This is a genomic window from Streptomyces sp. NPDC006552 (assembly GCF_040611655.1).
GTDB lineage: Bacteria > Actinomycetota > Actinomycetes > Streptomycetales > Streptomycetaceae > Streptomyces.
Genome location: NZ_JBEXOS010000042.1, coordinates 43567 through 69892, shown reverse-complemented (window position 1 = coordinate 69892; position 26326 = coordinate 43567). Strand labels below are relative to the sequence as shown.

At 74.1% G+C, this 26326-nt stretch carries 24 protein-coding genes and 1 tRNA gene; 8 read left to right on the top strand and 17 right to left on the bottom strand.

All coding sequences use genetic code 11. The annotated features are described in order from the left end of the window. Positions 1-425 precede the first annotated feature (425 nt). The 7 genes from ABZY33_RS23475 to ABZY33_RS23445 form a co-directional block, all read right to left on the bottom strand. The gene (locus tag ABZY33_RS23475) at positions 426-1196 is read right to left on the bottom strand and encodes an IclR family transcriptional regulator C-terminal domain-containing protein (RefSeq protein WP_356493587.1); all 771 of its coding nucleotides are present in this window, start codon (positions 1194-1196) and stop codon (positions 426-428) included. A gap of 171 nt (positions 1197-1367) precedes the next feature. Continuing rightward, a complete protein-coding gene (gene ehuA, locus ABZY33_RS23470) occupies positions 1368-2138 on the bottom strand; it encodes an ectoine/hydroxyectoine ABC transporter ATP-binding protein EhuA (protein ID WP_356493595.1) in 771 nt (256 codons plus the stop codon). A 34-nt stretch (positions 2139-2172) separates the two neighbouring features. Continuing rightward, positions 2173-2790, bottom strand: a complete 618-nt coding sequence (gene ehuD, locus ABZY33_RS23465) for an ectoine/hydroxyectoine ABC transporter permease subunit EhuD (RefSeq protein WP_356493594.1) — start codon at positions 2788-2790, stop codon at positions 2173-2175. A gap of 47 nt (positions 2791-2837) precedes the next feature. Continuing rightward, positions 2838-3563 (bottom strand): ectoine/hydroxyectoine ABC transporter permease subunit EhuC, encoded by a 726-nt coding sequence (gene ehuC, locus ABZY33_RS23460; RefSeq protein ID WP_356493586.1) that lies wholly within the window; start codon positions 3561-3563, stop codon positions 2838-2840. Next, complete coding sequence (gene ehuB, locus ABZY33_RS23455) at positions 3560-4465, bottom strand: ectoine/hydroxyectoine ABC transporter substrate-binding protein EhuB (protein ID WP_356493585.1); 906 nt, start codon at positions 4463-4465, stop codon at positions 3560-3562. The genes ehuC and ehuB overlap by 4 nt, the downstream gene beginning before the upstream one ends. 43 nt (positions 4466-4508) lie before the next feature. After that, entirely contained in the window at positions 4509-5915 is a 1407-nt protein-coding gene (locus ABZY33_RS23450) for an amidase (protein ID WP_356493584.1), read from the bottom strand. Between the two features lie 59 nt (positions 5916-5974). Next, positions 5975-6985: a D-2-hydroxyacid dehydrogenase gene (locus ABZY33_RS23445; protein WP_356493583.1), complete on the bottom strand. Its 1011-nt coding sequence runs from the start codon at positions 6983-6985 to the stop codon at positions 5975-5977. A gap of 284 nt (positions 6986-7269) precedes the next feature. On the opposite strand from ABZY33_RS23445, the gene ABZY33_RS23440 reads away from it, so the two are divergent. Together ABZY33_RS23440 and ABZY33_RS23435 are read left to right on the top strand one after the other, a co-directional pair. Next, a complete protein-coding gene (locus ABZY33_RS23440) occupies positions 7270-8007 on the top strand; it encodes a decarboxylase (RefSeq protein ID WP_356493582.1) in 738 nt (245 codons plus the stop codon). A gap of 109 nt (positions 8008-8116) precedes the next feature. Continuing rightward, positions 8117-9214, top strand: a complete 1098-nt coding sequence (locus ABZY33_RS23435; RefSeq protein WP_356493581.1) for an LLM class flavin-dependent oxidoreductase — start codon at positions 8117-8119, stop codon at positions 9212-9214. A 51-nt stretch (positions 9215-9265) separates the two neighbouring features. Here the strand turns inward: ABZY33_RS23435 and ABZY33_RS23430 are convergent, their stop codons facing one another. Further along, positions 9266-11056: an EAL domain-containing protein gene (locus tag ABZY33_RS23430; protein ID WP_356493580.1), complete on the bottom strand. Its 1791-nt coding sequence runs from the start codon at positions 11054-11056 to the stop codon at positions 9266-9268. A 323-nt stretch (positions 11057-11379) separates the two neighbouring features. Between ABZY33_RS23430 and ABZY33_RS23425 the strand changes: the two genes are divergently transcribed. Beyond that, a complete protein-coding gene (locus ABZY33_RS23425) occupies positions 11380-12633 on the top strand; it encodes a M6 family metalloprotease domain-containing protein (RefSeq protein ID WP_356493579.1) in 1254 nt (417 codons plus the stop codon). Positions 12634-13017: 384 nt separating this feature from the next. On the opposite strand, the gene ABZY33_RS23420 is transcribed toward ABZY33_RS23425, so the two are convergent. The 7 genes from ABZY33_RS23420 to ABZY33_RS23390 form a co-directional block, all read right to left on the bottom strand. Continuing rightward, positions 13018-13091, bottom strand: a tRNA-Lys gene (locus tag ABZY33_RS23420). After that, on the bottom strand, positions 13082-13684 hold the full coding sequence (locus ABZY33_RS23415) for a bifunctional DNA primase/polymerase (RefSeq protein ID WP_356493578.1): 603 nt from the start codon (positions 13682-13684) through the stop codon (positions 13082-13084). Before ABZY33_RS23415 ends, ABZY33_RS23420 begins: the two co-directional genes overlap by 10 nt. A 137-nt stretch (positions 13685-13821) precedes the next feature. Continuing rightward, positions 13822-14178, bottom strand: a complete 357-nt coding sequence (locus ABZY33_RS23410; RefSeq protein WP_356493577.1) for a hypothetical protein — start codon at positions 14176-14178, stop codon at positions 13822-13824. Positions 14179-14269: 91 nt separating this feature from the next. Continuing rightward, positions 14270-15625, bottom strand: a complete 1356-nt coding sequence (locus ABZY33_RS23405; protein WP_356493593.1) for an AAA domain-containing protein — start codon at positions 15623-15625, stop codon at positions 14270-14272. A gap of 2 nt (positions 15626-15627) precedes the next feature. Further along, positions 15628-17214, bottom strand: a complete 1587-nt coding sequence (locus ABZY33_RS23400) for a hypothetical protein (protein WP_356493576.1) — start codon at positions 17212-17214, stop codon at positions 15628-15630. 109 nt (positions 17215-17323) lie between these two features. After that, a complete protein-coding gene (locus tag ABZY33_RS23395; protein WP_356493575.1) occupies positions 17324-18481 on the bottom strand; it encodes a hypothetical protein in 1158 nt (385 codons plus the stop codon). Then, positions 18405-19337 (bottom strand): phosphatase PAP2 family protein, encoded by a 933-nt coding sequence (locus ABZY33_RS23390; RefSeq protein WP_356493574.1) that lies wholly within the window; start codon positions 19335-19337, stop codon positions 18405-18407. The genes ABZY33_RS23395 and ABZY33_RS23390 overlap by 77 nt, the downstream gene beginning before the upstream one ends. A 242-nt stretch (positions 19338-19579) precedes the next feature. Here ABZY33_RS23390 and ABZY33_RS23385 point away from each other — a divergent pair, with 242 nt between their 5' ends. Further along, positions 19580-20179 carry a histidine phosphatase family protein gene (locus ABZY33_RS23385; protein WP_356493573.1) on the top strand — a complete coding sequence of 200 codons (600 nt, stop codon included), beginning with the start codon at positions 19580-19582 and terminating at the stop codon, positions 20177-20179. A gap of 192 nt (positions 20180-20371) precedes the next feature. Here ABZY33_RS23385 and ABZY33_RS23380 read toward each other — a convergent pair whose 3' ends face one another. After that, entirely contained in the window at positions 20372-21751 is a 1380-nt protein-coding gene (locus tag ABZY33_RS23380; protein ID WP_356493572.1) for a tetratricopeptide repeat protein, read from the bottom strand. A gap of 361 nt (positions 21752-22112) precedes the next feature. Here ABZY33_RS23380 and ABZY33_RS23375 point away from each other — a divergent pair, with 361 nt between their 5' ends. Together ABZY33_RS23375 and ABZY33_RS23370 are read left to right on the top strand one after the other, a co-directional pair. After that, positions 22113-22451 carry a hypothetical protein gene (locus tag ABZY33_RS23375; RefSeq protein ID WP_356493592.1) on the top strand — a complete coding sequence of 113 codons (339 nt, stop codon included), beginning with the start codon at positions 22113-22115 and terminating at the stop codon, positions 22449-22451. A 33-nt stretch (positions 22452-22484) separates the two neighbouring features. Then, the gene (locus tag ABZY33_RS23370; RefSeq protein WP_356493571.1) at positions 22485-23372 is read left to right on the top strand and encodes a fused MFS/spermidine synthase; all 888 of its coding nucleotides are present in this window, start codon (positions 22485-22487) and stop codon (positions 23370-23372) included. 44 nt (positions 23373-23416) lie between these two features. Here the strand turns inward: ABZY33_RS23370 and ABZY33_RS23365 are convergent, their stop codons facing one another. Continuing rightward, the gene (locus tag ABZY33_RS23365) at positions 23417-24031 is read right to left on the bottom strand and encodes a hypothetical protein (protein ID WP_356493570.1); all 615 of its coding nucleotides are present in this window, start codon (positions 24029-24031) and stop codon (positions 23417-23419) included. 99 nt (positions 24032-24130) lie between these two features. On the opposite strand from ABZY33_RS23365, the gene ABZY33_RS23360 reads away from it, so the two are divergent. Together ABZY33_RS23360 and ABZY33_RS23355 are read left to right on the top strand one after the other, a co-directional pair. Continuing rightward, complete coding sequence (locus ABZY33_RS23360; RefSeq protein ID WP_356493569.1) at positions 24131-24835, top strand: response regulator transcription factor; 705 nt, start codon at positions 24131-24133, stop codon at positions 24833-24835. Continuing rightward, positions 24832-26235: a HAMP domain-containing sensor histidine kinase gene (locus tag ABZY33_RS23355; RefSeq protein ID WP_356493568.1), complete on the top strand. Its 1404-nt coding sequence runs from the start codon at positions 24832-24834 to the stop codon at positions 26233-26235. Before ABZY33_RS23360 ends, ABZY33_RS23355 begins: the two co-directional genes overlap by 4 nt. Positions 26236-26326 lie beyond the last annotated feature (91 nt).

Below are 26326 nucleotides of genomic sequence, written 5' to 3'. Positions count from 1 at the left end.
GGTGGCGGGTGGGGGTCCGGGGGTTATCCCCCGGGGGATGCAGCATCAGCGGGTCCGGGGTTCGAGTCCCTGGCGGCGCACGTTGTCGGTGGCGGAACATGTTCGCGGAATGCGCGAACGGGTTCCGCCACCGTTGTTTTTGCGCGGCTGCGCCGCGCGCTGTGGGGGCTTCGCCACCCACACCCCCCGTGGGCGGGGTTGGGTTTTCGCCGTGGCTCTTGGTGCGGGGTGTGTGGCCCGGGGTTGCGATAGCGGCGGGGTCCGGTTTGGTGGCGGCTGGGGGTCCGGGGGTTATCCCCCGGGGGATGCAGCATCAGCGGGTCCGGGGTTCGAGTCCCTGGCGGCGCACGTTGTCGGTGGCGGGATGTGTTCGCGGAAAGCGCGAACCGTCCCGCCACCGTTCTTTTTGCGGGGGCCGCTCCCAGTCAGATCGTCAATGACAGTGCCACCGGCGCCGCGCTCCTGTTCAGGTGGCGAGCCGCTTCGTGGAGGCGGTGGGCGTGGGCGAGCGGGAGGGAGAGGGCCAGGCAGCCGACGGCGGAGCCGGCCGTGATCGGGACCGCCGCGCAGACCGTGCCGACCGCGTACTCCTGGAGGTCCAGGACCGGGACGGTCGCGGGCTGGGTGGCCAACTTGGTGAGCAGCACCTTCTCGCTGGTGATGGTCCGCGAGGTCAGGCGAACCATCTTGTGGCGGGAGAGGTGGTCGCGCCGGCCGTCCAGGTCGAGCTGGCCGAGAAGGCTCTTGCCCACGGCGCTGGCGTGCGCCGAGACGCGGAAGTCCACCCACTCGTTCACCGCGGGGGCGCCGGGCCCGGCCGCGTACTGCGTGATGTGGACCTCACCGTCGATGTACCGGCTCATATAGACCGCCGCACCCACCGTGTCCCGCAGCTTGTCCAGGGTGACCTGGAGCTTCGCGGTGAGCGCCGACGCCCCGTCCCCTACCGAACCGATCCGGCTCAGGGCCTCGCCGGTGACGTACGCGCCGTCGGAGGTCTGCCGGACGTACCCCTCGCGGCGGAGCATCCGCAGCAGCGGGGTCAGCCGGTCCGCGGGCAGCCCCGTCTCGCGGACCAACTCCGCGTCCGTGATCCCGGTGCCGCCGTGGTCGACGGCCTCCAGTACGCGAAGGGCGTACCGCACCGACCGGTGCGGCCGGTAGGTCGACGTCTCCGGCTCGTGCTTCAGCGCCACGGCATCCCCCTGCAAGGACCGGTTCCGGACAGCTGGCCTCGTCCACGATAGCCGTCAACACCCCGGAAAAGGGCGGGTGTTGGGGGGATTGGTGGCGCGTTCCGTGCCTCTCAGCAGGAACGCGCCACCCTGGCATATGCCAAAGTCATGAACCAGTCGACATCCGCCTGGTCACAGCACCGCGCTCAGGAACTCCCGGGTCCGGTCGTGGTCCGGCTCGTTGAAGATCTTCTCCGGGGTGCCCGACTCGATGACCCGGCCCGCGTCGAACATCAGGACCTGATCCGAGATGTCCCGCGCGAAGCTCATCTCGTGCGTCACGCAGAGCATCGTGATGTCCGTGGTGTGCGCGATGTCCCGCAGGACGTCGAGCACCCCCGCCACCAGCTCGGGGTCGAGCGCCGAGGTCACCTCGTCCAGCAGCAGCACCTGCGGCCGCATGGCGAGCGCCCGCGCGATCGCCACCCGCTGCTGCTGGCCGCCGGAGAGCTGGGTCGGGTACGCGTCGCAGCGGTCGCCGAGCCCGACCAGGTCGAGCAGTTCGCGGGCCCGCTGCTCCGCCTCGTCCTTGGACAGGCCGAGCACGGTGACCGGCGCCTCCATGATGTTGCGCAGCACCTTCATGTTCGGGAAGAGGTTGAACTGCTGGAAGACCATCCCGATGTTCTTGCGGACCTCGCGGATGTGCTTCTCGCCGGCCGGCACCAGCTTGCCGTTCTTCTCCTCGTGCGTGAGGTACTCGCCGCCGACCCTGATCGTGCCCTCGTCCGGCTTGAGCAGCGTCATCAGCAGCCGCAGGATCGTCGTCTTGCCGGAGCCGGAGGGGCCGATCAGCGTGACGTGCTTGCCCGAGGCGACGGAGAAGTCCAGCTGGTCCAGGACCGTGTTGGAGCCGAACCGCTTCACGACCTTGTCGAAGCGGATCAGTTCGGCGCCGTCCACCTTGGGATTGGGCTGGTCTTTGGAGAGGTTCGCATCAGTGGACAAGACGGCGCTCCAGGGATCGCAGGAGAAGGGAAGCAAGGTAGGAGACGACGATGAAGGCGACACCGACGACCGTGAGGGCCTCCGTGTACTGGAACGTCTGCGCGGCTTGCAGGCGCGAGCGCTGGAGCAGCTCCAGGACGCCGATGCCCGCGAGCAGCGGGGTGTCCTTCAGCATCGCCACGACGTAGTTGCCGAGCGCGGGCACGACGCGGCGGATCGCCTGCGGCAGGATGACCGCCGTCCAGGTCCTGCGGTACGACAGGCTCAGCGCGCGGGCCGCCTCCCACTGGCCGGCCGGCACGGCCTCGATGCCCGCGCGGTAGACCTGCGCCGTGTACGTCGAGTAGTGCAGGCCGATCGCGACGACACCGGTGGTCAGCGCGGAGAACTGAATGCCGGCCTCGGGCAGCACGAAGTACAGGAAGAAGAGCTGGACCAGGAGCGGGGTGTTGCGGATGAACTCCGTGACCAGCCCGACGGGCCAGCGCACGAAGCGGGTCGGCGCCCGGAAGGCGAGGGCCCACAGGAGGCCGACGCTGAACGAGATCAGCGAGCCGTACAGCAGTACCTGGAGCGTGACGAGGAGGCCGTCCCAGAAGTTCGGCATGAAGTCGCCGACCGCGGACCAGTCCCAGTTCGATGCGGCAGTGGTGGTCACAGGGAGGCACCTCCGGTCTCGTTCTGGCGGCGGAGGTCGAGCTTGCGCAGCAGACCGGGGCCCGGTTCGGGCCGCTGCCCGATGCCCGCCTTGGTCCTGCGCTCCAGGGCGCGCATCCCGCGGGTCAGCAGGAACGCGATGACGAAGTAGATGAGGAGCGTCAGCGAGTAGATCTCCGTGCTCTCCGTCGTCGCCAGGCGCACCAGGTATGCGGCGAAGGAGACGTCACCGATGCCGAGCAGCGACACCAGGGCGGTGCCCTTGAGCAGCTCAATCAGCAGGTTCGAGAACGGCGGGATCATCTCCGGCACGGCCTGCGGCAGCAGGATCAGCCGCAGCCGCTGCCAGGGCGTGAAGCTCAGCGCGACCCCCGCCTCGCGCTGCGCCGGCGCCACCGCGTTCAGGGCGCCGCGGACGATCTCGGCCCCGTACGCGCCGTAGGAGAGCCCGAGCGCCAGGACGGCCGCCCACATCGGCACGAGCGACCAGCCCGCGAGCTGCGGCAGGACGAAGAAGATCCAGAACATCAGGACCAGGGCGGACGTGCCCCGGAAGACCTCGGTGTAGAGGCCGGCCACGAACCGTACGATCCACAGCCGGTGCGTGCGCGCCGTGCCGACGCCGAAGGCCACCACGGTCGCGAGCGCCGCGCTGTAGACGGTCAGCTGGACCGTGATCCAGATGCCGGGCAGTACCCAGTGTTCCCACAGTCCGGCGGTCATCGGCACAGCTCCTCGGCGGTCAGCGTCGTCATCTCCGCCTTGGTGAACCCGAACGGCTGGAGGATCCGGAACAGTTCGCCGCTCTTCTTCATCTTGTGGATCTCGACGTTGAAGGCGTCCCGCAGTTTCGTGTCGGTGGGACGGAAGGTGAAACCGCCGCCGTCGACGTGCTTCTTGCCGCCGACCGTCGGCGCGAACGGCTCGGTGTGCTCGGCCTTGCTGCTCTTCTTGGTGACCTCGCGCGTGGTCAGGGCGGTGCCCGCGAAGACGTCGATACGCCCGGCCTCCACCGCGTTGAGCCCGGCCACCTGATCCTGGAGGATCACGATGTCGGACTCCTTGTACCCGGCGTCGACGGCGTACTGGATCTCCGCGTACCCGGTGCCGGTGCCGAACTTGGCCTTCGCCTTCACGACGTCGGCGTAGTCGTGCAGGTTCTTCGGGTTGCCCTTGCGGACGATGAAGGAGTCCAGCATCTGGTACTCGGGGTCGGCGAAGATGACCTGCTGACAGCGGTCCTTGTTGATGTACATCCCGGCGGAGACGACGTCGAACTGCTGCGTGTTCAGGCCGGGGATGAGCGAGGCGAAGTCGGTGGCCACCGGCTGGACGTGGCCGACACCGAGCCGTTTGAAGATGACCTTGGCCAGTTCCACCGCCTCGCCCGTGAACTCGCCCTCGTCGTTGATGTACCCGTACGGCACCTCGCCCGCGATGCCCAGGCGTACCGTGCCCTGTCCCTTGAGGCGGGCGAGCGTGTCCCCGTCCGGTACCCGGCTGCAGCCCGCCGCGCCCAGGGCGCCCAAGGCGCCGAGCGCGCCCGCCCCGAACAGGAGCGAGCGTCTGCGCAGCGGGCGTTTCTCCGGAGTCTCGTCTCTTCGTATGTGAGTTGGTGGAGCCATGGGCGCGCGGCTACCCGACGCGACGCGACTTATGCCGGTCAATTCACGCCGTCACCGGCGGAGCCACCCCCGCGACCCCGGCCTCGTACAGCGCGTGCGCGACCCGCAGCACCAGATCGTCGCGGTGCCGCGCGGCCACCACCTGCAACCCCACCGGCAGACCGGACCCGTCGAACCCCACCGGCACCGACGCCGCGGGCTGCTGCGTGAGGTTGAACGGGTACGTGAACGGCGTCCACCCCGTCCAGCGGCGCAGCCCCGAACCGCGCGGCACCTCCGCCCCCGCCTCGAACGCGGTACGCGGCAGCGTCGGCGTCAGCAGCACGTCGTACACCGTGTGGAACAGGCCCATGCGCCGCCCGAGCGCCGCCCGCGTGTCCACCGCCGCCAGATAGTCGAGCGCGCTGTACCGGGCGCCGCGCGCGCAGATCTCCCGGAGCCCGGGGTCGAGCAACTCCCGCTGCGCCGCGGAGAGATGCTGCACGACCCGGGCCGCGCCGCTGAACCACAGCACGTGGAACGCCGCGACCGGATCGGTGACATCGGGGTCGGCCTCCTCGACGTACGCCCCCATCCCGGCCAGCCGCGTCACCGCCTCCCGCACCCGCGCGGCGACCTGCGGCGCCACGGCGACCTGCCCGCCGAGCGAGGGCGAGTACGCCACCCGCAGGCCGCGCACCCCGTCCCCGAGGCCCGCCCGGAAGCTGCCCGCCGCCGGGCCGGGCCCGGACCAGTCGCGGGGGTCGGGGCCGGAGACGACGTCCATCATCAGCGCCGCGTCGGCCGCGCTGCGCGCCATCGGCCCCACGTGCGCCAGCGTCCCGAACGCGGAGGCCGGATAGTGCGGCACCCGCCCGTACGTCGGCTTCAGCGCGAAGATCCCGCAGAAGGCGGCCGGGATGCGGAGCGAGCCGCCGCCGTCCGTGCCGAGCGAGAGCGGCCCCGCGCCGGCGGCGACGGCAGCCGCGCTGCCGCCGCTCGATCCGCCGGCGGTGCGTGTGGTGTCGTACGGGTTGCGGGTGATCCCCGTCAGCGGTGAGTCGGTGACCCCCTTCCAGCCGAACTCGGGGGTCGTGGTCCGGCCGGTGAGGACGGCGCCGTGCTCGCGCAGCCGCGCCACGGCCGGCGCGTCCTCGTCCCAGGCGCCCTGCGCCCGTACCGTCCGCGACCCGCGCAGCGTCGGGCCTCCGCGCTGCAACAGGAGGTCCTTGACCGACACCGGCACGCCGTCGAGCAGGCCCGACGGCTCGCCGCGCCGCCAGCGCCGCGCACTTGCCTCCGCCGCGGCGAGCGCCCCCGCCGCGTCGACGCGTACGAACGCGTTCAGGTGCGGCTCGGTCTCCTCGATGCGGGCGAGCACCGCCCGGGCGGCGTCGACGGGGCTGAACTCGCCCTTGCGGTAGCCGTCGAGAAGGTCGTGCGCGCTCAGTCCGGTCAGCTCGGTCGTCATGCGCCCCTCCACCCCATGGCGCGGGGCCACGGCTCAGCGTTCAGGATCAGCGTGCGGGATCAGCTGCCGGGGACATACCCACGATCCTTGTCCACTACATTCGCCAGCGGCCGGCCGTTCTCCCACTGCTCGTACAACTCCACGAACTGGCGCCCCAGTTCGCCCCGCCAGCCGGCCGTGTCGCCGCTCATGTGCGGGGAGACGAGCAGCCCGGGCGCCGTCCACAGCGGGCTGTCCGGCGGCAGCGGCTCGTGCTCGAACACGTCGAGGGCGGCGCCCGCGATCCCCCGCTCGTGCAGCGCGTCCAGCAGGTCGGCCTCGACGACCAGCGGTCCGCGTCCTACGTTGACGAAGCGGGCAGAGGGTTGCATAAGGGCGAACCGGCGCGCGTCGAACATGGCGCGGGTCTCCTCGGTCAGCGGCGCCGCGCAGACCACCCAGTCGGCGCGCGCCAGCAGCCGGTCGAGGTCGGCGGGGCCGTGGACGCCGGCCCGCGACCGCCGCCCGACCACCGCCGTCACGATGCCAAGTGCCGTCAGCTGCGCGGCGATCGCGTGCCCGATGGGGCCGGAGCCGACGACGCAGGCGCGGGTCCCGGCGATCCGCTGTGACTCGCGGTGGCGCCATTCGCGGGACGCCTGGAGGGCGAGGGTGCGCGGCAGGTCCTTGCCCATCGCGAGCACGAGCGCGGCCACGTATTCGGCGATGGGGCCGTCGAAGACGCCGCGGGCGTTGGTCAGCACGGTGTCCGAGCGGGTGAGTTCGGGGAAGACCAGCCGGTCGACGCCGGCGCTCGCGGTGTGCACCCAGCGCGGCCGGGGCCCCTCGCCGGGCCACGCCTCGCGCACCGCGTCGGAGCGGAAGTCCCACACCAGCAGCACGTCCGCCCGGCCGAGCCGGGCGCGCAGCCCGTCCGCGTCGGCGGCGTGCAGCACCCGGGCCCGGCCGGTGAGGGCGCCGAGCCGGGGCGGCGGATCGCCGGGCGGGGCGTCCAGGACGAGGACGGTGGGCCGGCCGCCGGCCGCTCCCGCGCCCCCGGGACCGGAGACGGCAGAGGATTCGTCGCGCACCGAGGCTCCGTTCTTCTTGGATCTTCTTCTTGAAGGTTCCGCTCCGACCGGCGCACGCCAGCCGCCTGACCTGGGCGGATCGACCACGCTGGCACCTGGACCCGCCTTCGTCAACGGAGGATGTGGGCAGCCCGGCCCTGGCGGGGTACGCGGGCGGTGGGGCCCGGCCGGGCGCCGCGCGAGCCGGCGGCGCGACGGCGGTGGCCCCAGCCGGACGAAGGACTCCGGCCCGGACACGGCCTGCCGGAACGTCCGTTGTGGGCCAGGAAGGGTGGGCACAGATCATGACAGCGCTCGGATTTCTCTACCCGGGACACTCCGCCGAGGACGACTATCCGCGCATCGAGATGCTGCTCGACAGTGACATCCGGCTGCCCGTCGTACACATGGACCTCGGTGAGGACGCGCATCGCGTCGACGCGTTCCTGGAGCTGGGCGCGCCCGGCCGGCTGGCCGCGGGCGTCGAGGAGCTGCGGCTGGCCGGCGCCGAGGCGGTGGTCCTGGCCTCCGCGCCGGCCGGCTTCGTCCTCGGCTGGGACGGCGCGCACGAGCAGGTCAGGGGGGTGGCCGTGGCCGCGGGGCTGCCCGCCTCCAGCACGTCGTTCGCCTTCGCCCACGCGATCCGCGAACTGGGTGTGCGCCGGGTCGCGGTCGCCGCGACGTATCCGGCGCAGGTCGCGGAGCACTTCGCCGCGTTCCTGGAGGACGCGGGCGCCGAGGTGCTGCCGGTGGACGACAGCGGGCCCGCCCCCGCCTCCGCCGCCGGGCCCGGCGCCTGGGGGTGGGAGGAGATCCTGGCGATGGCCCGGGCCGGGGATCGCCCCGGGGCGGAGGCGGTGCTGCTGCCCGACACGGCCCTGCGCACGGCGGCGCACGTCCCCGACCTGGAGCGGGAGCTGGGCAAACCGGTCCTCACCGCCAGTCAGGTCACCGTCTGGGAGGCGCTGCGCCTGGTGGACCGCCGGGTGAACGCCCCCGAGCTGGGCTCCCTCTTCACCAAGGCGCCGGTGGTGCAGGTGTGAGCCGCTGACCCCAGGGAGCGGGGCCGCGCGGGCGGCGGTGCGGGAATAAAGCGGAGAGCGCCTCCGTTAAGTCGGGGTCACCCAGAACCGCACCACCAGGAGGACCCCCGTGCCGGCCCATCACGACGAGATCCGCGGCGCAGCCCACGGCACCGCCCCGACCCCCCTCTCCGTCCTGGACCTGGTCACCGTGGGCGCGGGCCGCACCGCCACGCAGGCCCTGCGCACCAGCGTCGACATCGCCCGGCTCGCCGAGCACCGCGGCTACCACCGCTACTGGGTCGCCGAGCACCACTCCATGCCCGGCGTGGCCTCCTCGTCCCCGGCCGTGATCCTGGCCCACCTCGCCGCCCACACCGAGCGCGTCCGCCTCGGCTCCGGCGGCGTCATGCTGCCCAACCACGCGCCGCTGGTCATCGCGGAGCAGTTCGGCACGCTGGAGGCGATGGCCCCGGGCCGCGTCGACCTCGGCCTCGGCCGCGCCCCCGGCACCGACGGCGCCACGGCCGCCGCCCTGCGCCGCACGGACCGCCTGAACGAGGGCGCCGACGACTTCCCGCAGCAGCTCGCCGAGCTGACCCGCTTCCTCGACGACGACTTCCCCGACGGCCACCGCTACTCCCGCATCCACGCCGTCCCGGGCCCGGTCCAGGCCACGTCGCCCGGCGGCGTCCAGGACCCGCACCGCCCGCCGCTGTGGCTGCTCGGCTCCTCCGGTTTCAGCGCCCGGCTGGCCGGCGTCCTCGGCCTGCCGTTCGCTTTCGCCCACCACTTCTCGGCGCAGAACACGATCCCGGCGCTCGACCTGTACCGCGAGTCGTTCCAGCCCTCCGCGGTCCTCGACCAGCCCTACGCCCTCATCGGCGTCTCGGCGCTCGCCACGGACGACGACGGCACCGAGGCCCGCCGCCAGGTCCTGGCCGCCGCGCTCAACATGGTCCGGCTGCGCACCGGCCGCCCCGGCCTGGTCCCGACGCCCGAGGAGGCGGAGGCGTACCCGTTCAACGAGATGGAACAGGACTTCATCCGCTCCTGGAACGCCAACGTCATCCACGGCAGTGTCGACGAGGTCCGCACCGGCCTCGACGACCTCCACAAGCGCACCGGCGCCGACGAGCTGATGCTCACGGCCAACGCCCACAGCGGCGAGGTCCGGCTGCGCTCGTACGAACTCATCGCGGACGCCTACGGGTTGCCGCGGCTCTGAGCCACGGACGCGGGCGCCGTCGCGCGAGACGGCGCCCCCCGCGTGCCGCGTCTACCGGTCTGCCAGCAGCCCGGAGATCCGGGCCGCCGTGACGGGCCGCGAGTACAGCCACCCCTGCCCGGTGTCGCAGCCGATCCGGCGCAGCCGCTCCGCCTGCTCGACCGTCTCCACGCACTCCGCGGTCACGGTGAGCCCGAGCCGGTGGGCCAGCTGCACCATCGCCTCCACGATCACCGCGTCGGCCGGGTCCTCCGGCCGGCCCTCGACGGCACCGTCCGGGAACCCGCGGACGAAGGCCCCGTCCAGCTTCAGCACCGACACCGGGAGCCTGCTCAGGTAGGCGAGGTTCGAGTACCCGGTGCCGAAGTCGTCGATGGCGATGCGTACGCCCATGTCGCTGAGGTCCTGCAAGGCCCGCAGCGGCCGCCCGGTGGAGCCCATCACCGCGGACTCGGTCAGCTCCAGCTGGAGCAGCTCCGCGGGGAGCCGCGTCCGCGCCAGGACGCGGGCCACGTCGGCCACCAGGTCGCCGTCCCACACCTGCCGCACCGCCACATTGACGCTCACGAAGACCGGCGGCACGCCCGGATGGGCCAGCTGCCAGGCGCGCGCCTGCCGGCAGGCGGTCTCCAGCACCCACCGCCCCAGCTCCACGATGGAGCCGTCCTCTTCGGCGAGGCCGATGAACCGGTTCGGCGCCAGCAGGCCGAACTGCGGGTGCCGCCAGCGCACCAGCGCCTCCACCCCGCGCAGCCCACCGTCCTCCAGGCGTACCAACGGCTGGTACTCCAGGACGAACTCACCGCGCTCGACGGCGGACCGCAGCCCGGCGGAGAGGGCCTGACGGGTCATCCGGCGCGCGTTGCGCTCCGGGTCGTAGAGCGTCCAGCGGGCCTTGCCGTCGGCCTTCGCCCAGTACAGCGTGGTGTCGGCGGCCTGCATCAGCTCCGTCGCGCCGGTGCCCGCGACGGGCCGCTCGACGACGCCGATCGAGGCCGAGACCGAGAGCCGCTGCCCGCACAGGTCGAACGGCTCGCGCAGCGCGCCCAGCACCGACTCCGCGAGCCCCGCCAGCTGTTCCGTGCCGGCCGAGTCCTCCACGAGCAGCGCGAACTCGTCACCGCCGAGCCGGGCCACCAGGGGCGCCCCGGTGGCGTGCCGGGCCAGGTCCGCGCAGTGCGTGAGCCGCTCGGCGACGGCGGCGAGCAGCCGGTCGCCGACGTGGTGGCCCAGGGTGTCGTTGACCGCCTTGAAACCGTCGAGGTCGAGCGAGCACAGCCCCACCCGGCCCGCCTCCAGGGCGCCGGAGAGGCGCTCGATGAACAGGGCGCGGTTGGGCAGCCGGGTCACCGGGTCGTGGGTGCGCAAGTGCCGCAGCCCGTCCCGGAGTTCGCGGTGCGCGCTGACGTCGCTGAGCGAGACGAGGACGACGTCCTCGCCGGGGACGGGCGAGACGGTGATCCGCATCCACACCGGGTACCCCGCGGCGTGCTTGAGGCGGCGGGTGCGGGCCAGCGGGGCCTGCCGGCCGCGCAGCACCTCGCGGTAGGCGTCCCAGGTACGCGGGTCGGAGGCGAGGTCGAGCAGCTCGGCGGCGACCAGACCGGTCAGCGGCCGGGTGTCCTCGCCGTGCAGCACCGTGAACGCGGCGGAGTTGGCGCCCACGACCAGGCCGCGGCGGTCGACGAGCAGCATGGGCTGCGGCGCGGCGAGGAAGGCGGCGCCGTGGACGGAGTACGGCGGGTACGGGTGGGCCGGGCCGCTCCCGGTGACGCGCTCGGGTCGCGGGCCGTGCCGCCCGTCGGCCGCGGCGGTCGTGGACCCTTCGGGCTGTGCGCTCACCGCTCGCTCCCGTAGTGCGTCGTCTGGTCGCGTTCTCTGGTGCGGCCGGGTCCCGGCAGGAAAGTGTGCCGATCATAGAGGCAGGTCGGAGGGGTATCCAGCGTTGCCCAAGGGCGTACGGGCGCCGGGCCGGCCGGCACCCGCCGCGGCTGATCGTTTCTGCTCGCGTCCCGCCGTACTTCTGTCGCCGTCCGACCGTCTGTGACGGCCCCTGACCGCCCGGGGTGTCGGCGCTCACTCGTCCGGGCCAGATAAACAAGGCGAATCCGGATAAACCCCAACACTCTGGGTGAGGTGTTCCTCAATCCCTCCCGGAGGTCGACTTGCCGCGCCCGCTGCCACCCGAGGGAGTGGACAAGCGCCGCCTGCGTGCCACCGCAGCGGCGCTGACCGCTCTCGTCGCCCTGGCCGCCACCGGTCTGATCGCGGGGCCCGCGGCCGCCGCCGGCGGTGACCCGTGCGCCCTGGAGCGCACCACCGCCCACCACTCCGAGGGCCTCGACTCCTGGAACCCGGCCTATCCGCGGCCGGTGAAGACCCTGAACGCGGTGATGGTCTTCCTCTCGTTCCCGGACTCGGCCCCGCTGACCACCCCTCAGGAGCTGGCCGCCGACTACTTCCCGGCGACCAGCCGCTTCTTCGACCGGGCCTCCTACGGCAAGTTCCGGCTGGTGCCGCACCCGCAGCGCGCCTGGCTGAAGATGCCGCGCGCCTCGACCGCGTACGGGATACGGCGTGACTGGAACCCGGCGGGCCGCACCGCGTATCTGCGCGACGCGCTGGCGGTGGCGGACCCGGGGACGGACTTCGGCGCGTACGACATCGTCTACTTCGTGGCCGACCCGGACGCGCCGGGTGTCGACTCGGACGCCACGAAGGTCGTCAACTTCGACGAGCCGATGCGGGCGGACGGCACCGACATCCGGCGCGCCGTCACGGTCTTCGAGCAGCACCCGCCGGACCGCAACGTGCTGGCGCACGAGACCGGCCACGTCTTCGACCTGCCCGACCTCTACCACCGGCCGTCCGACGGCAAGGGCGACTGGGACACCTATGTCGGCGACTGGGATGTGATGGGCAGTCAGTTCGGTCTGGCGCCCGACCTGTTCGGCTGGCACAAGTGGAAGCTCGGCTGGTTGGACCCCAGGCAGGTGACGTGCGTGACCCGGGCGGGGGACACGCGGCTGACGCTGGAGCCGCTGAGCACGGCGCCGCGCGCGGCGGGCGCGCCGTTCGGCACGGGGGACGGCACGAAGCTCGCGGTGGTACGGACCGGGCCGGACACGGCGATCGCGCTGGAGGCCCGCGGCGCGACCGGCAACGACAGCGCCACCTGTACGCAGGGCGTCCTGGTCTACCGGGTCCGCGCCGACTCCTCGTCCGGCGGCGGCCCGGTCCAGGTCCTCGACGCCCACCCCGGCAGCGAGGCGTGCTACGGCGACTCGGTCTACCCCCCACTGGCGGACGCACCGGTGACCGAGGGGGAGAGCTTCACGGTCCCCGGGGAGCGCATCCGTGTCACGACGGAGAGCCGCACGCCGACGGGAGCGTGGACAGTAACGGTGACGATGGCCTGACCCCCACCCCGGGGCGCGACGCTCCCGAACGCGGCGAGCCTTGACCCGGCCTACGGGGGTGTGGGTCGCGGAACCTTCACGCATCGGACGCGGCGCTCCCGAACGCGGCCCGGGGCCGGCGAAGTTCCCGCACATCGGACGCGGCGAGCCTTGACCCGGCCTACCGGGGGTGTGGGTCGCGGAATCTGCACCCACCGGACGCCGGCGCTCCCGATCGCGGCCCGGGGCCGGCGAAGTTCCCGCACATCGGACGCGGCGAGCCCCTAACCCGGCCCAAGGGGGTGTGGGTGGCGGAGCCCCCACAGCGCGCGGCGCAGCCGCGCAAAAACAACGGTGGCGGAATATGTTCGCGCTTTCTGCGAACACATCCCGCCACCGACAACGTGCGCCGCCAGGGACTCGAACCCCGGACCCGCTGATTAAGAGTCAGCTGCTCTAACCAACTGAGCTAGCGGCGCCTGCTGACGTCGTAGACCTTAGCATCCTGATCGGCGGCAGGAAAAATCGATACGCGGACGGCGGCCCGGGCCGCTCGGACGCAGGCCCAGAGCAGGATCTCGGGGCCGGGCAGCCAGGGGCGGCGGGTGTCGGGGGCGACCAGCCAGCGGGAGTCGGGGCGGTCGGCGCGGGACGCCGTGGGCGCGGGGACGGTGACCGCGTCGCCGGTGCCGTGGCAGAGCAGGGGCGGCACCGCGGGCCCCCACTCCTCCCACTCCAGGAGCGAGGGCAGCCGCTGCGCGGTGCCCGGCGCGGAGAACAGGAGCATGCGGCCGCGGTGCGCCGCGACCGGCCCGGACCCGGGGCCCTCGTCCCAGAGCCGGTCCAGCATGCGCCGGCCGAAGATGGCCGGGACGTTCACGACGTCGAAGACGGAACCACAGGGCAGCACCACGGGAGCGGCCGGCCGGGACGCCCAGTGGGCAAGGGTGGAGCGCGGGTACGCGCCCGCGGAGGCGAGCCAGGCGGCGCCCTCCGGGGTGACGCCGCTGGCGTCTAAGGGCTCGTGCGGGGCGCCGGGCGCCGGGGCGGGGTAGGGGTGTGCGGGGCTCATGTCCCCCACATCTACAGGGCGTGAGGGACCGGTACCCCTGGGTTGCCGGAAATCGGGACAGGAGGGCCGGGGAAGGAGTATCTTGCCCGTCTGGCATATGCCAGACGATCTTCCCGCGGCCGAGGGGCGCGGCAGCCCTACGGCGCCTGCTCCGCACCGCCGCGCAGCAGATCACGGCCGAACTCGACCATCTTCTTCGCGTAGTCCTCGGTCCACTGCGCCCGCTCCGCGATCTCCGCCGCCGTCAGCCGGTCGAACCGCCGCGGATCGGCCAGCTGGGCCGCCGCCATCGCCTGGAACTCCAGGGACCGGTCGGTGGCCGCGCGGAACGCCAGCGTCAGCTCCGTGGCGCGGGCCAGCAGCTCGCGGGGGTCCTCGATGGACTCCAGGTCGAAGAAGTGCTCCGGGTCGGCGGCGGCCTCCGCGGGCTCGAAGATCAGCGGGGCGGGCCGCAGCCGCGGCTGCGGGGTACGGGGCCGGTCGGGCTCCGCCATGGTGGTTCCTCCTTGTGCCGGGTCGGCCCGCTCGGTGCCCGGGCCGCCTTCCATTGTCCGACGCCCCGCAAGGGGGCCTCGGCGCCGGGCCCTACGGCGTCCACGCCACCCGGTGCTCCGCGAGCCGGGCCAGCACGGCATGGTTGGCCTCCCAGCCGTCGGGGAACTTCACGTCCACGCCCAGCTGCACCGGCTCCGTCGAGGGATGCTCGTCCAGCAGCTCGGCGACCCCGGCCCGGCACACCACGACGCACGCGTGCCGGTGGCGCGAGGCCAGCACGCACAGCCGGCCCGTCTCCAGGTGGAACGCCGTCGCGTCCGGGCGGCCCGACAGCGGGTGCAGCACCACCGTCACGTCGTACTCCCGGCCCTGGAGCCGGTTGGCCGTGTCCACGGTGACGTCCCGGACGCCGAGCTGGGCCAGCGCGGCGCGCACCGCCGCCGCCTGGTCACGGTGCGCGGTGCCGACACAGATCCGGTCGGCGCTCAACGGCGCTTCCTCGGGCCCCCGCTCGGAGCGGGTGACGCCCTCCCGGTCGAGCAGCCGCCGGACGACCAGCGCCACCGCCCGCACCGCCTCCGGATCGGTCCGCGGCGTGTGCGCGGCGGGCAGTTCGAGCAGCCCCCAGCCGGCCGCGGCCGCCTCGTCCAGGACCCGGTCCGGGCCCGAACCGTCCGACGGGACCGAGAAGCGCAGCTCGCGGTCGCCCTCGCCGGTGCCGCTGCGGAACGGCGTGAACGGATAGAACGCCCCCGACACCAGCGGCGCCGCCGACGCCGGCAGCCGCCACGACACCGGCAGCCGGTGCTGCGGCAGCTCGGGGTTGTGCGCGAGCAGCGTCGACACCGCCGAGGCCGACGGGTCGTACGACAGGCCCGCCCACTGCTCCGCGCCGACGATCGCGAACGGGTCCAGCTGGCCGGGGTCGCCCACGAACAGCGCCCGCTCGAACAGTCCCGCCACGGCGAGCAGCGCGTCCGAGCGCATCTGGTACGCCTCGTCCACGATGGCGTGCCGCCACGGCCCGCCCGCGTCGGCCACCTTCACGTGCGCCCACTTCGCGGCGGTCGAGACGACCACCGGCAGCGGCGCGAGGTCGCCCGTCTTCGTCGAGGTGCGCACGAGCGGCAGCTCGTCGAGTGCCTTGTCGTAGGCGTCCGGATCGCTGCTGTGCAGCCGGCCGACCGGCAGCCCGGGATTCTTCTCGTGCAGGCGCAGGACGAGGTCGTCGACCTGCGCGTTCGTCTGCGCGACGACCATCAGCGGCCGGCCCGCCTCGGCCAGTTCGAGCGCGGCCCGCACGACCAGGGTCGACTTGCCCGCACCGGGCGGCGAGTCGACGACGACGCCGCGCGCGTCGCCGTGCAGCGTGTCGCGCAGGATCGCGTCCGTCGCCCGCGTGGCGGCGGCGGACGGGCTGAGCGAGGCGGGGTCGAGGGGGGTCACGGTCACAGCAGGTCCTCCGCGGTCACGGCGTCGGGAGCCGGGGCGTCGGCGCCGGGCGGCCCGCCGTGCGTCCACGGCGTCTCCTCCGGCTCCGGCAGCTTGGGCCCGCCGCGCTGTTCATGCTCGAACAGCGTCCAGCAGACCCGGTCGCCCTTCTGCGGCACGGACCCCTCCTCCGGCTCCTTGCCCCGCCCCATCTTGTCCAGTACGCGCAGCACGACGCCGTCCCGCGCCTCGCCCTCGTAGCTCACGAACTCCGCCGCCTGCGGTTTGCCGTCGAGGGACCGGAACACCTTCACCCGCTCTCCGAGGTGCGGCCGGTCGTCGGTGCGGACCGTGATCAGCGGCCGCGGCCGCTTCTTGTCGTTGTACGCCGCCACGACCTCGGTCACCTCACCCGCGAACGCCTCCCCGGCCAGCCGGCGCCCCGCCATCACCAGCGGGTCGTCGAGCGCCTCCTGCGCGTCCAGGCGGGCCTGCTCGCGCTCGCGCGTGGCCAGCTTGTTCGCCGCGGTCACCGCGTCGTCGCGGCGCGGCTGCGGTGGCTCGCCCGCCGCCACCCGGTCCCGGTGGCCGGTGAAGGACCAGCGGTCCCGGGTCCAGCGCTCGGCCGCGCGCGGCCCCTCCGGCAGCGTGCACAGCAGGTCGAGCCCGCGCCACACCGCGTCCCACGTGGGACGGGTGCGCGATTCGACCAGGCCGTGGATCTCCCGCTCGGCCGCGGTGAGTTCGGCGAGCAGGCCGTCGGCGCGGACCGCGTCCTCGGCCGCCGCCAGACGCGTACGGGCCCGGTCGTACCGCTCGATGGCCGGCGCGAGCAGCTTGTTGTCGAAGGCGGGGTCGGTGGCCGGCCCCGCGGGCGGGCAGCGCAGCTGGCCGTCCGGGCCCCGGTCGAGCTCGGCGCGGAGCGCGGCCTCGGCGCCCGACGTACCCGGCGGGGCCGCGATCCAGGCGAGCAGCGCGCCCAGGTGCTGGTCCTCCAGGCTCGACTGGCCGGTGGCCCAGTGCCGGGAGAGCAGATCCGTCATGGCGAGCAGCAGCGCGGAGCCGGGGACGCGGGCCCGCTCCCCGAAGTGGGTCAGCCAGCGGCCCAGCAGCGGCACGTGCGGCGGCGCCGGGTACGGCGTCTCGGGGTCCTGTTCGGCGGTGCGGCGAAAGCGTATCGAGCGGCCGAGCAGCCGCACCAGGTCCAGTCCTGCCCGGCTCGGCACGATCAGCTGCGGGGCGTCCGCGCAGAGCTCGACCTCGACCTTGACCTTCTTGCCGGTCTCCGGGTCGGTCTCGCTGCGCTCGGCGGTCTCGACGTCACCGGCGTACGCGTCGATGTACGGCAGGACCGTCTCGGCGAGCTGCGTCAGGAACAGGAAGCGCAGGTCGCGGTCGCGGGGCTGCGGGACGACCAGCAGGCGCGGCGAGGTGCGCTCGGTGCCGACCAGGGCGCCGAGCGGGGCGCCGGTCTCGCCCGCGGTGGTCAGCGGCACGAGGACCAGCGGCCGCTGGGACAGGTGCCGGTGCCGGACGGTGGCGACGGGCTGCGCGCGACCGGTGCTGGTGGCCTCCAGGCGGGCCAGATGATTGATCAGGCTCACAGGACGGACTCCCGGGACGACGCGATCAGCACGGGGTGCCTCTGGGGGCCTGGGTGTGGGGCAGGCTCGCGGGTGGGCTTCTGCGGCGACGGGGCGCGGGTGGCTGGGGTCAGCATCGGGCGGCTCCGAGGGCCTCGGCGCGCAGGGCGGACGCGCGGCGCAGCGCCGCCACTGTCGGGTCCGCCGGGTCGCCCGTCTCGCCGCGGGCCGCGGCGAGCACCGCGTCCACCGTGGTCAGGCCGCCCAGCTCGGCACGGAGCGTCCGGCCGAGCGCCGTCACCGCGCCCGCCTGCCGGGACCGCTCCCGGCAGTGGAAGGCCAGCTCGCACGCGGCCAGGCACTCCGGCGCGTACGTGGCGGGCACCGCCTCGACCGCGGCGGCCAGCTCGGCGGCGGGCCGGGCCGGGTCGAGGACGGTGCCGGGCGGCAGCGCCGCCGCGATCTCCTCGATGCGGGTCAGCCGCCGCAGCTGGCGCCGGGTCACGGAGAGCTGCTTGCGCACGTCCACGGCGGACGCGGCCGGCAGGTTCGAGAAGTCCTTCGGGCAGACCAGGACGGCCCGGTCGCGGACGACGGCGCCGGTCCCCGGCAGCCGGGCCGCCACCTCCTCCAGGGCGAGCACGTACACCGCGGCCTGGCGCGCCGCCGCGCCCACCTTCGCCGCGTCCGCCGCGCCGTCGATCATCGGGAAGGACTTGATCTCGACGACCGTCCAGCTCCCGTCCGGATGCACCACCACCGCGTCGGGCTCCAGGAACGCCGGGCTGCCCGCCACGTCCAGGGCGAGCATCGGATGGTCCAGGAACGTCCAGCTGCCGGGGGAGTCCACCGCCTCGCGCAGCGCGAGCGCGGTGCGCGCCGTGCGGCCCTCGGGGCCGGCCGCCGACAGGTCGGGGGCGCGGATCAGCTCGGGCGCGGGCTCCGGGGCGGCGGTGTCCACGCGCGCGTGCACCAGCCGCAGCAGCTGGGCGCCGCCGTCGGCCTTCACCCGGGCCTCGAAGACATTGCCGCGCGCCAGGGCGAACTGCGACTGCCCGAACGCCGAGGGCGCACCGAGCGCGTCGGCGAGCCGGGCCTTGTCCACCCCGGCCCCGTCCAGCAGGGCCCGTCTGTCGCATCCCGGGTTCGCCGCGAGCGCCGCCAGGGCGCGGGCGTCCAGGGGGCGCGGCGGATTGTCGGGGCCGCGCACCTCAGCGAGCTGGTGCCGCAGCCCCGTCGCCGCTCTCGTGCGACGTGGCGGCCTTGCGCTGTCGGGGGATTCGCTCACCCGGCGAAGTCTGGCACTCCCCACTGACAATCGGGGAGCGAGTGGCGGAAGGGACGGCGCGGGAACCGGTGGCGAGCACCGCACTCGCCCGGTCCCTGATCCGCGCCGCGAGCCGGGTGACCGGTGCCGTCAGGAGCAGCCCCGCGCCCATCACGGCGGCGCCGGCCAGCGCGTCGAAGAAGTAGTGGTTGGCCGTGCCCATCACGACGAGCGTGGTGATCAGCGGGTAGGCGAGGCCGGCGGCCTTCGCGTACGGGGTGCGGCCGTGGCGCCACAGCATGACACCGCACCACAGCGCCCATCCGACGTGCAGGCTCGGCATCGCCGCGTACTGGTTGGTCATCCCGCCCAGACCCTTGGGCGCGCTGGCCGCGCCGCCCCACCAGCCGTACGAGCTGTACTGCGCCATGGTGTCGACGAAGCCGTGGCCCGCGCTGAGCAGCCGCGGCGGGCAGGTCGGCAGCATCGTGAAGCCGACCAGGCCGATCAGGGTGGACGTCATCAGCCAGGTCCTGGCCGCCCGGTAGATGTGGGCGCGGCGGCGGAAGAGCCAGATCAGGACGGCCGGGGTGACCACGTAGTGCAGCGACGCGTACCAGAAGTCCGCCGGGACCCCGAGCCAGGGCTCACGGGTGAAGAGACGGTTCAGCGGGTGTTCGAGGTTGAGGTGGACCACCTTCTCGGCCCGCAGGATCGCGAGGCCGTGGTCGACGGCGGTGCCCACGTCGCCCCGGGCGAGCAGCCGGCCCGCCGAGTAGGCCCCGTACACCAGGAGGATCAGCGGCAGCTCGGTCCACCAGCGGAGCCTGACATGGGGGGTCGCCTCCGTGCGTGGTGCGTGGTCGGTCTGCGACATGCGGGCCGCTCCCCCTCTGTTTCGTCCGGCGGCCTCCGGCCACATTGCTCACCCTAAGGTGTATGTGGGGTGCTTCGTGGGTGACCCCTGACCCTCGTAGACGCGGAGATCAGTGACCGGGTTGCCCGAGCGGCGTTCGGCAATCCGGTTACGCGATGATGGACGGGGCGATGCTGCCCGTTCGTCCCTCGTTCACCCCGTACGTCCCCCGCCTCGTACGGGTAGTCGTGAAAGGTCCCCGCATGGCACCGCGCATTCTGTTGGCCCGGCACGGACAGACGGAGTGGTCCCTGTCCGGACGGCATACGGGCAGGACGGACATTCCGCTTCTGGAGGAGGGGCGGCGCGGCGCCAAGCTCCTGGGCGAGCGGCTGCACCGTTCTCCCTACGACGGGCTGCCCGGGGCCGAGGTGCGGACGTCGCCGCTGGCGCGGGCGAGCGAGACGTGCGCGCTGGCCGGGTTCGGAGAGCGGGCCACTCCGTGGGACGCGCTGATGGAGATCGACTACGGGGCGTACGAGGGGCTCACGCCGGCGCGGATCCAGGAGCGGCGGCCGGGCTGGTTCATCTGGCGCGACGGGGTTCCCGACGGGGAGACGCTGGCGGAGGTGACGGCGCGGGCCGACGAGGTCGTCGCCCACGCCCGCTCCGCCGACCGCGACCTCCTGGTCTTCGCGCACGGTCACATCCTGCGCTCCATCGGGGCGCGCTGGCTGGGGCTGCCGCTGGACTTCGCGTCCCGTATCCGGCTGCATCCGACGTCGCTGTCGGTGCTGGGGTGGGCGTACGGGGAGACGGCGATCGAGAGCTGGAACGAGACGGGGCACCTGGCGGTGGGCTGAACGGTTCCGCTCCGTTCTGGAGGGTGCCGGTCTCGATCACGGCTCCCGGTTCGGTGGGGGCTGGTCGCGCAGTTCCCCGCGCCCCTGAAGGCATGCGCTGCGCGCAGCCCCCCGGGGAGACGGCGCACGCAGTGCGCATCTCAGGGGCGCGGGAAACTGCGCGAGAAGCCCCACCGGACGGCAGGGGAGTCGTCAGCGGCGCGTGGCCGCGTGGCGTTCGAGGAATGCCGCGACCCCGGGATCCCGCCGGTGCGGCAGCAACACGCGGGCCGTGGTCGCCACCATCCCCTCCACCCGCGACGACCGCACCTCACGGAGCAGGCCGAGCGCACGCGCCCCCGCCGCGGCGGCCTCGTCCGGGCGGCCGGAGCGGGCCAGGTCGTCCGCCAGTTCGGCCGTGTACAGCGCGGTGTTCCGGGTGAAGTGCGGGTCCTGGAGGGCGACCGCCCGCCGCGCCTCGCGGGCCGCGCGCCGCCAGTCGCCCAGCGCCGACCAGCACTGCGCCTCCAGACCCGCCAGCTCGGCCTCGCCGTAGAACGACATCCACTCCGGATCCGTCTCCGCGCCACCGCGCGCGAACAACGCCTGGGCCCGCGCCAGCGCCCGCTCGCAGGCCGGCCGGTCGCCGAGCCCGGCCCAGCCGCCCGCCTCCCGCAGCGCCAGCAGCGAGAGCAGCCGCGGTGAGCCGAGCGGCGCCGCCACCCGGGCCGCCGCCTGCGCCGCCCGGACGGCCTCGCGCGGGCGGCCCACGTCGCGCGCGAGGAACGCCGTGTTGCAGAACGCGTGCGCCTCCAGCGCCTCGTCACCCGCCGTCCGCGCCATCGCCAGCGCCTCCGCGTAGTGCGAGCGCGCGTCGTCGTAGCGGCCCGAGTCGTGCGCCAGCCAGCCGACGGAGATGGCCAGTTCCCCCGCGCCGGCCTGGAGCCGGTCGGCGGTGTCGCGCTGCGCGGTGCCCGAGTCGAGCAGTTCGAAAGCGGTCCGCAGCGGGGCCGCGGCCCGCCGGTAGAGGCCGTCCGCGCCGTGCCGGTCGTCGAGCAGCCGGATGCGCCGGATCGCCTCCTCCACGGCGCGGGCCCCGGCCCGCGCGGGATACCGGTCGAGGGCCGCGTCCGCGGGACCGGCGCCGGGCGGGAGACCGAACGGGGTCAGGGTGGCCACGGCCACGGTGGCCGTCGAGCCGGTCATGCCGGTCATGAATGCGCGACGCCGCACGTCGCTCTCCTCGTGGTGCGTGTGCTCGGTGGCTTCTGGGCTGTCGGGACCGCGGGGCCGCGCGCTCCGGCCGCGTACCGAGGCGCGCGGCGCGAACCCGAGGTCCGTGAGGGACCGGCCGGGGAACATGTGCAGGAACACCCGCTCGTACGCGTAGTTGGGGCAGCGGATCGCGCCGGACTCCACGCGTCCGATGTAGCGCGCGTCGCAGCTGACGCACTCCCCGATCTCGCGGGCGGCGCGCCGCACCGCGGCGGCGAACTCGCCCGGCGAGCGCTGTCCGCGCAGCCGCCGGAAGGCGAGGTTCGGGCGCGGGGACGGCGGCGCCGGGATGTCCGGTGGGTACGGAGACGACGTCATGGGCGGGTCCTCCCGTGCGAACCGTGCCGGACGCCATGACTCCCGTGGTCCGGCGAGGCACGAACGTACCGGCTGTGACGGGACCGACACGCAGCGTTTGGCTACAAATCGGATATCTCGCCCGCGATCTGCCATGAACTGCCATCCTTTGCGGCGGCGTGCCGCCGTAGCCGTTGACGCTCCCGGGCGTTGAACCCCGTGGCGAGACCCCCACGGGCAGCGATGCAGTGTCCGCGAAGAGCGAGGAGGGGCCGACGTGTTGGACGCCTCAGAACCCCTGACGTCACCATCCGCCGCGCCGTCGTCGACGGCCCGGCACCGTCCGGCCGACAGCGGCCCGCAGCCACCCGGCGCCTGCGACCTGGTGACGGTGCCGTCCCGGCAGGGCCTGGAGGCGGTCGACATCCTGCGCCGCGCCAGCGCGGAGCCGGTCGGCCCGGTGCTGCACGACGGCGGCGAGCACCTCGGCTTCCTCGTCCCCCCCGGCACGGCCGACGGCTGGGACGTCCCCGGCAGCGCCTGTACGCACACCCAGGGCCGCGGCCTCTCGCTCGCACCGCCCGTCGAGGGCACCGGCTGGCTCCTGCCGCCGTCCCCCGACGGTGCGGGCGACGCCGACCTGGTCACCGACCCGGCGGTGCTGCGGGCCGCGCTCGACGAGGCCGCCCGGCTGATCGAGGCCGCCGACAACTGCCGCTGAGCCCGCGCGCCGGGCACCGCGGATAATGGCGGGATGGCACGGGCACGCGGGAACCAGGGGCGCAAGGGCGAGCGGGGTGGCCGGGGCGCCCGGGAGCCCGTGGTGCGCGGCGTCGACGGCGGGCTCGCCGAGCTGGTACCCGACCGGGACCGGCCCGCCGGCTGGACGCTGCTCATCGACGGCGCCCCGCAGTCGCACGTCGACCTCGACGACCCGGCCCACCTCTCCTTCGAGTACCAGCGCCGCATCGGCCACGTCCTCGACCTGGCCGCGGACCCGGGCCGCCCGGTCCACGCCGTGCACCTCGGCGGCGGCGCCTGCACGCTGGCGCGCTACCTCGCGGCCACCCGGCCGCGCACCACCCAGCAGGTCGTGGAGCGGGACGGGCCGCTGGTCGACCTCGTACGGACCGCGCTCCCGCTGGACCCCGGGGCCCGCATCCGGGTGCGTACGGCCGATGCCCGGGAGGCGCTCGGCCGGCTCCCCGACGACTGGGCCGACGTCCTCGTGGCGGACGTGTTCAGCGGGGCGCGCACCCCGGCCCACCTCACCACGACGGAGTTCCTCACCGAGGTGCGCCGGGTGCTGCGGCCCGCCGGCACCTACGTCGCCAACCTCGCCGACGGCCCGCCGCTCGCGTACCTGCGCGGCCAGATCGCCACCGCCACGGCCGTCTTCCCCGAACTGGCCCTGGTCGCCGACCCCGCGGTGCTGCGCGGCAAGCGCTTCGGCAACGCGGTGCTGGCCGCCTCCGCGCTGCCCCTGCCGGTGGCCGAGCTGACCCGGCGCGCGGCGAGCGACCCGCATCCGGGGCGGGTGGAGTACGGGCGGGCGCTGGTGGCGTTCGCGGGCGGCGCGGTGCCCGCGACGGACGCCACCGCGAAGGCGTCGCCCGCGCCGCCCGCGTCGGTCTTCCACTGACGAGCCGCGGACGGTCCCGCCGCGGCTCAGACTCAGCACGCGCCTCAGTACGTAGCGATCTCCACGGACGGGCGGTGGTCGTGCCACGTGCAGAACGCCGACACCCGCTGGTTCCCGGAGGTGAACTCGACGCGGATCCACGTCGTCTGCTTCCACACCTGCACCGACCAGCCGGCGCTCGGCGTGGCCGACACCAGCGTCGCCGAAGTCTCGCCCAGGTCGAAGACGGCGCGGCCGCCGGCCGTCGCGTAGCTCTTCACGACCCCGGAGGAGCCGGAAGAGCCGGAGGAGCCGGAAGAGGAAGTGGCGGCCGGCGGTGAGGTGGATGGCCGGGGCGTCGTGGCGGGCGAGGACGTCGGCGACGCCGACGGCTTCGCAGGCGGCCGCGACGGCGTCGCCGGGGGAGTGGGCTCGGGCCGGTGGGTGGAGGAGGCGAGCGGTGACGCCGGGCCGGACGCGTCGGCCTCGGCCACCGGCAGCGCCCGCGGCGGGTCGTACGCCGTGCCGGCCATGACCGTGTGCACGCCCCACCACGACAGGGTCACCGCCGCGCCGGTCGCCAGCAGCCACGCCACCGCGTGCACCACGCCCCGGCGCAGGGGACGCGGCAGTCCGGGCTGGTCCGGGGCCTCGGGCGGGAGCGGCGGTGTCGGTGGCATCGCGGGCCATACTGCACCACGCCACTCCCGCGTGTCCCACGGAGCCCGCCACCACCCGGAAGGGGATCACGCTCGCCCGGATGGCGTACGGTGCCGCCCATGGCAAGTGTGCTCGTGGTCGAGGACGACCAGTTCGTACGCTCGGCCCTCATCCGGCACCTGACCGACGCGGCGCACACCGTCCGCAGCGTCGGCACGGCCCTGGAGGCGCTGCGCGAGGTCGCCCATCTCCGGTTCGACGTCGTCATCCTCGACCTCGGTCTGCCGGACCTGGACGGGGCCGAGGCGCTGAAGATGCTGCGCGGCATCACCGACGTACCCGTGATCATCGCCACCGCCCGCGACGACGAGGCGGAGATCGTCCGGCTGCTGAACGACGGCGCCGACGACTACCTGACCAAGCCGTTCTCGCCCGAACACCTGTCCGCGCGGATGGCCGCCGTGCTCCGCCGGGCCCGCGGCAGTGTGGCCGCCGAGCCGCCGTCCCGGGTCCTGCGGGTCGGCGGGCTCGCCATCGACCCGCTGCGCCGCCAGGCCGAGCTGGACGGCGCGCGGCTCGACCTGACCCGGCGCGAGTTCGACCTGCTGGCCTTCCTCGCCGGACGCCCCGGCGTCGTCGTGGCCCGCAAGGAACTCCTCGCCGAGGTGTGGCAGCAGAGCTACGGCGACGACCAGACCATCGACGTCCATCTGTCCTGGCTGCGGCGGAAGCTCGGCGAGACGGCCGCGCGCCCCCGCTATCTGCACACCCTGCGCGGCGTCGGCGTGAAGCTGGAGCCGCCGCGCCCGGAGCCCGCGCCGTGAGGTGGGCGCTGGTCCGGGTCTGCCTGGCGGTGACGACCATGGTGGTGGTGGCGTTCGCCGTGCCGCTCGGGCTCGTCATCAAGGAGATGGCCCGGGACCGCGCGTTCTCGAACGCCGAGCGGACCGCCGCCGCCATCGGGCCCACCCTCTCCATCACCACGGACCGCGACGAACTCGCCCGCGCGCTCGCCACCGCGCAGACCGGCGCCGAGGACCGGATCTCGGTGTACGTCCCGGCCGCGGGCCAGAACCCCGAGATACGCCTCGGCCGCCGGCGGGTGCCCGCGGACAAGCTGGACATCAACCGGGCCAGGGCCGACGAGGTGCCCGGCGGCTCCGTATGGCTCCAGCCGATAGCGGTGAGCACCGGCAAGATCGCCGTCGTCGAGGTCTACGTCCCCGAGGCCGAGGTCGGCAACGGTGTGACGACCGCGTGGCTCGTGCTCGCGGGCGTCGGCATCGCGCTCGTCATCGGCTCGGTGGCCGTCGCCGACCGGCTCGGGGTGCGGATGGTGCAGCCCGCGCAGCGGCTCGTCAGCGCGGCGCACGAGCTGGGCGAGGGCCGGCTCGGCGCCCGCGTCCCGGAGGACGGACCCACCGAACTGCGGCTGGCCGCCGTCGCGTTCAACTCCATGGCCGACCAGGTCGTCCAGCTCCTCGCCAACGAACGGGAGCTGGCGGCCGACCTCTCGCACCGGCTGCGCACCCCGCTGACCGTGCTGCGGCTGAACGCAGCCTCGCTGGGCACCGGCGCCGCCGCCGAGCAGACCCGGGCCGCCGTCGAGCAGCTGGAGCGCGAGGTCGACACCATCATCCGCACGGCGCGCGACGCCAAGCCGCGGACCGCCGCGGCCGGGCCCGGCGCGGGCTGCGACGCCGCCGAGGTGATCCGGGAGCGGATGGACTTCTGGTCGGCGCTCGCCGAGGACGAGGGCCGCAAGGTGCGCGTCGCCGGGATCGACCGGCCCGTGCGGCTGCCGGTCGCCCGGGGCGAGCTGGTCGCCGCCCTCGACGCGCTGCTCGGCAACGTCTTCCGGCACACCCCCGAGGGCACCGCCTTCGCGGTCGACGTGCACAGCGGTGAGGACGCCGTGATCGTGCTGGTCTCCGACGCCGGGCCCGGCATCCTCGACCCGGAGGCGGCGATGGCCCGCGGCCGGGGTTCGGGCAGCGACGGTTCGACCGGGCTCGGCCTCGACATCGTGCGCCGCCTCGCCGAGTCCACCGGCGGCGACGTGCGCATCGGCTCTTCCGTGCTCGGTGGCACCGAGGTGCGGATCTGGGTGCAGCTCGGCGGACGCGGACCGCTGCCCGGGCGCCGCGGCCCCGGCCACCGGGGCCGGGGCCGGGAACGCAAGGGACTGGTCCCGACCTTTAATCGCTCCCGATCCCTCCCTTAAGCCAACCCTAAGATCCTCAAGCCCCTTCCCGGTTGCCCGAATTGACGGTTTCCGGCTCGCTAGCGTGCTGCTCACCCCCTCACCCCCGTAC

Bases quoted from the DNA above. Each gene is read 5' to 3' on its own strand.
- ehuD (WP_356493594.1), bottom strand. From the start codon at position 2,790: ATGCCGAACTTCTGGGACGGCCTCCTCGTCACGCTCCAGGTACTGCTG.
- ehuC (WP_356493586.1), bottom strand. From the start codon at position 3,563: ATGACCGCCGGACTGTGGGAACACTGGGTACTGCCCGGCATCTGGATC.
- ABZY33_RS23380 (WP_356493572.1), bottom strand. From the start codon at position 21,751: ATGACGTCGTCTCCGTACCCACCGGACATCCCGGCGCCGCCGTCCCCG.
- ABZY33_RS23370 (WP_356493571.1), top strand. From the start codon at position 22,485: ATGGCACGGGCACGCGGGAACCAGGGGCGCAAGGGCGAGCGGGGTGGC.
- ABZY33_RS23385 (WP_356493573.1), top strand. From the start codon at position 19,580: ATGGCACCGCGCATTCTGTTGGCCCGGCACGGACAGACGGAGTGGTCC.
- ABZY33_RS23365 (WP_356493570.1), bottom strand. From the start codon at position 24,031: ATGCCACCGACACCGCCGCTCCCGCCCGAGGCCCCGGACCAGCCCGGA.
- ABZY33_RS23440 (WP_356493582.1), top strand. From the start codon at position 7,270: ATGACAGCGCTCGGATTTCTCTACCCGGGACACTCCGCCGAGGACGAC.
- ABZY33_RS23415 (WP_356493578.1), bottom strand. From the start codon at position 13,684: ATGAGCCCCGCACACCCCTACCCCGCCCCGGCGCCCGGCGCCCCGCAC.
- ABZY33_RS23450 (WP_356493584.1), bottom strand. From the start codon at position 5,915: ATGACGACCGAGCTGACCGGACTGAGCGCGCACGACCTTCTCGACGGC.
- ABZY33_RS23410 (WP_356493577.1), bottom strand. From the start codon at position 14,178: ATGGCGGAGCCCGACCGGCCCCGTACCCCGCAGCCGCGGCTGCGGCCC.
- ABZY33_RS23360 (WP_356493569.1), top strand. From the start codon at position 24,131: ATGGCAAGTGTGCTCGTGGTCGAGGACGACCAGTTCGTACGCTCGGCC.
- ABZY33_RS23390 (WP_356493574.1), bottom strand. From the start codon at position 19,337: ATGTCGCAGACCGACCACGCACCACGCACGGAGGCGACCCCCCATGTC.
- ehuB (WP_356493585.1), bottom strand. From the start codon at position 4,465: ATGGCTCCACCAACTCACATACGAAGAGACGAGACTCCGGAGAAACGC.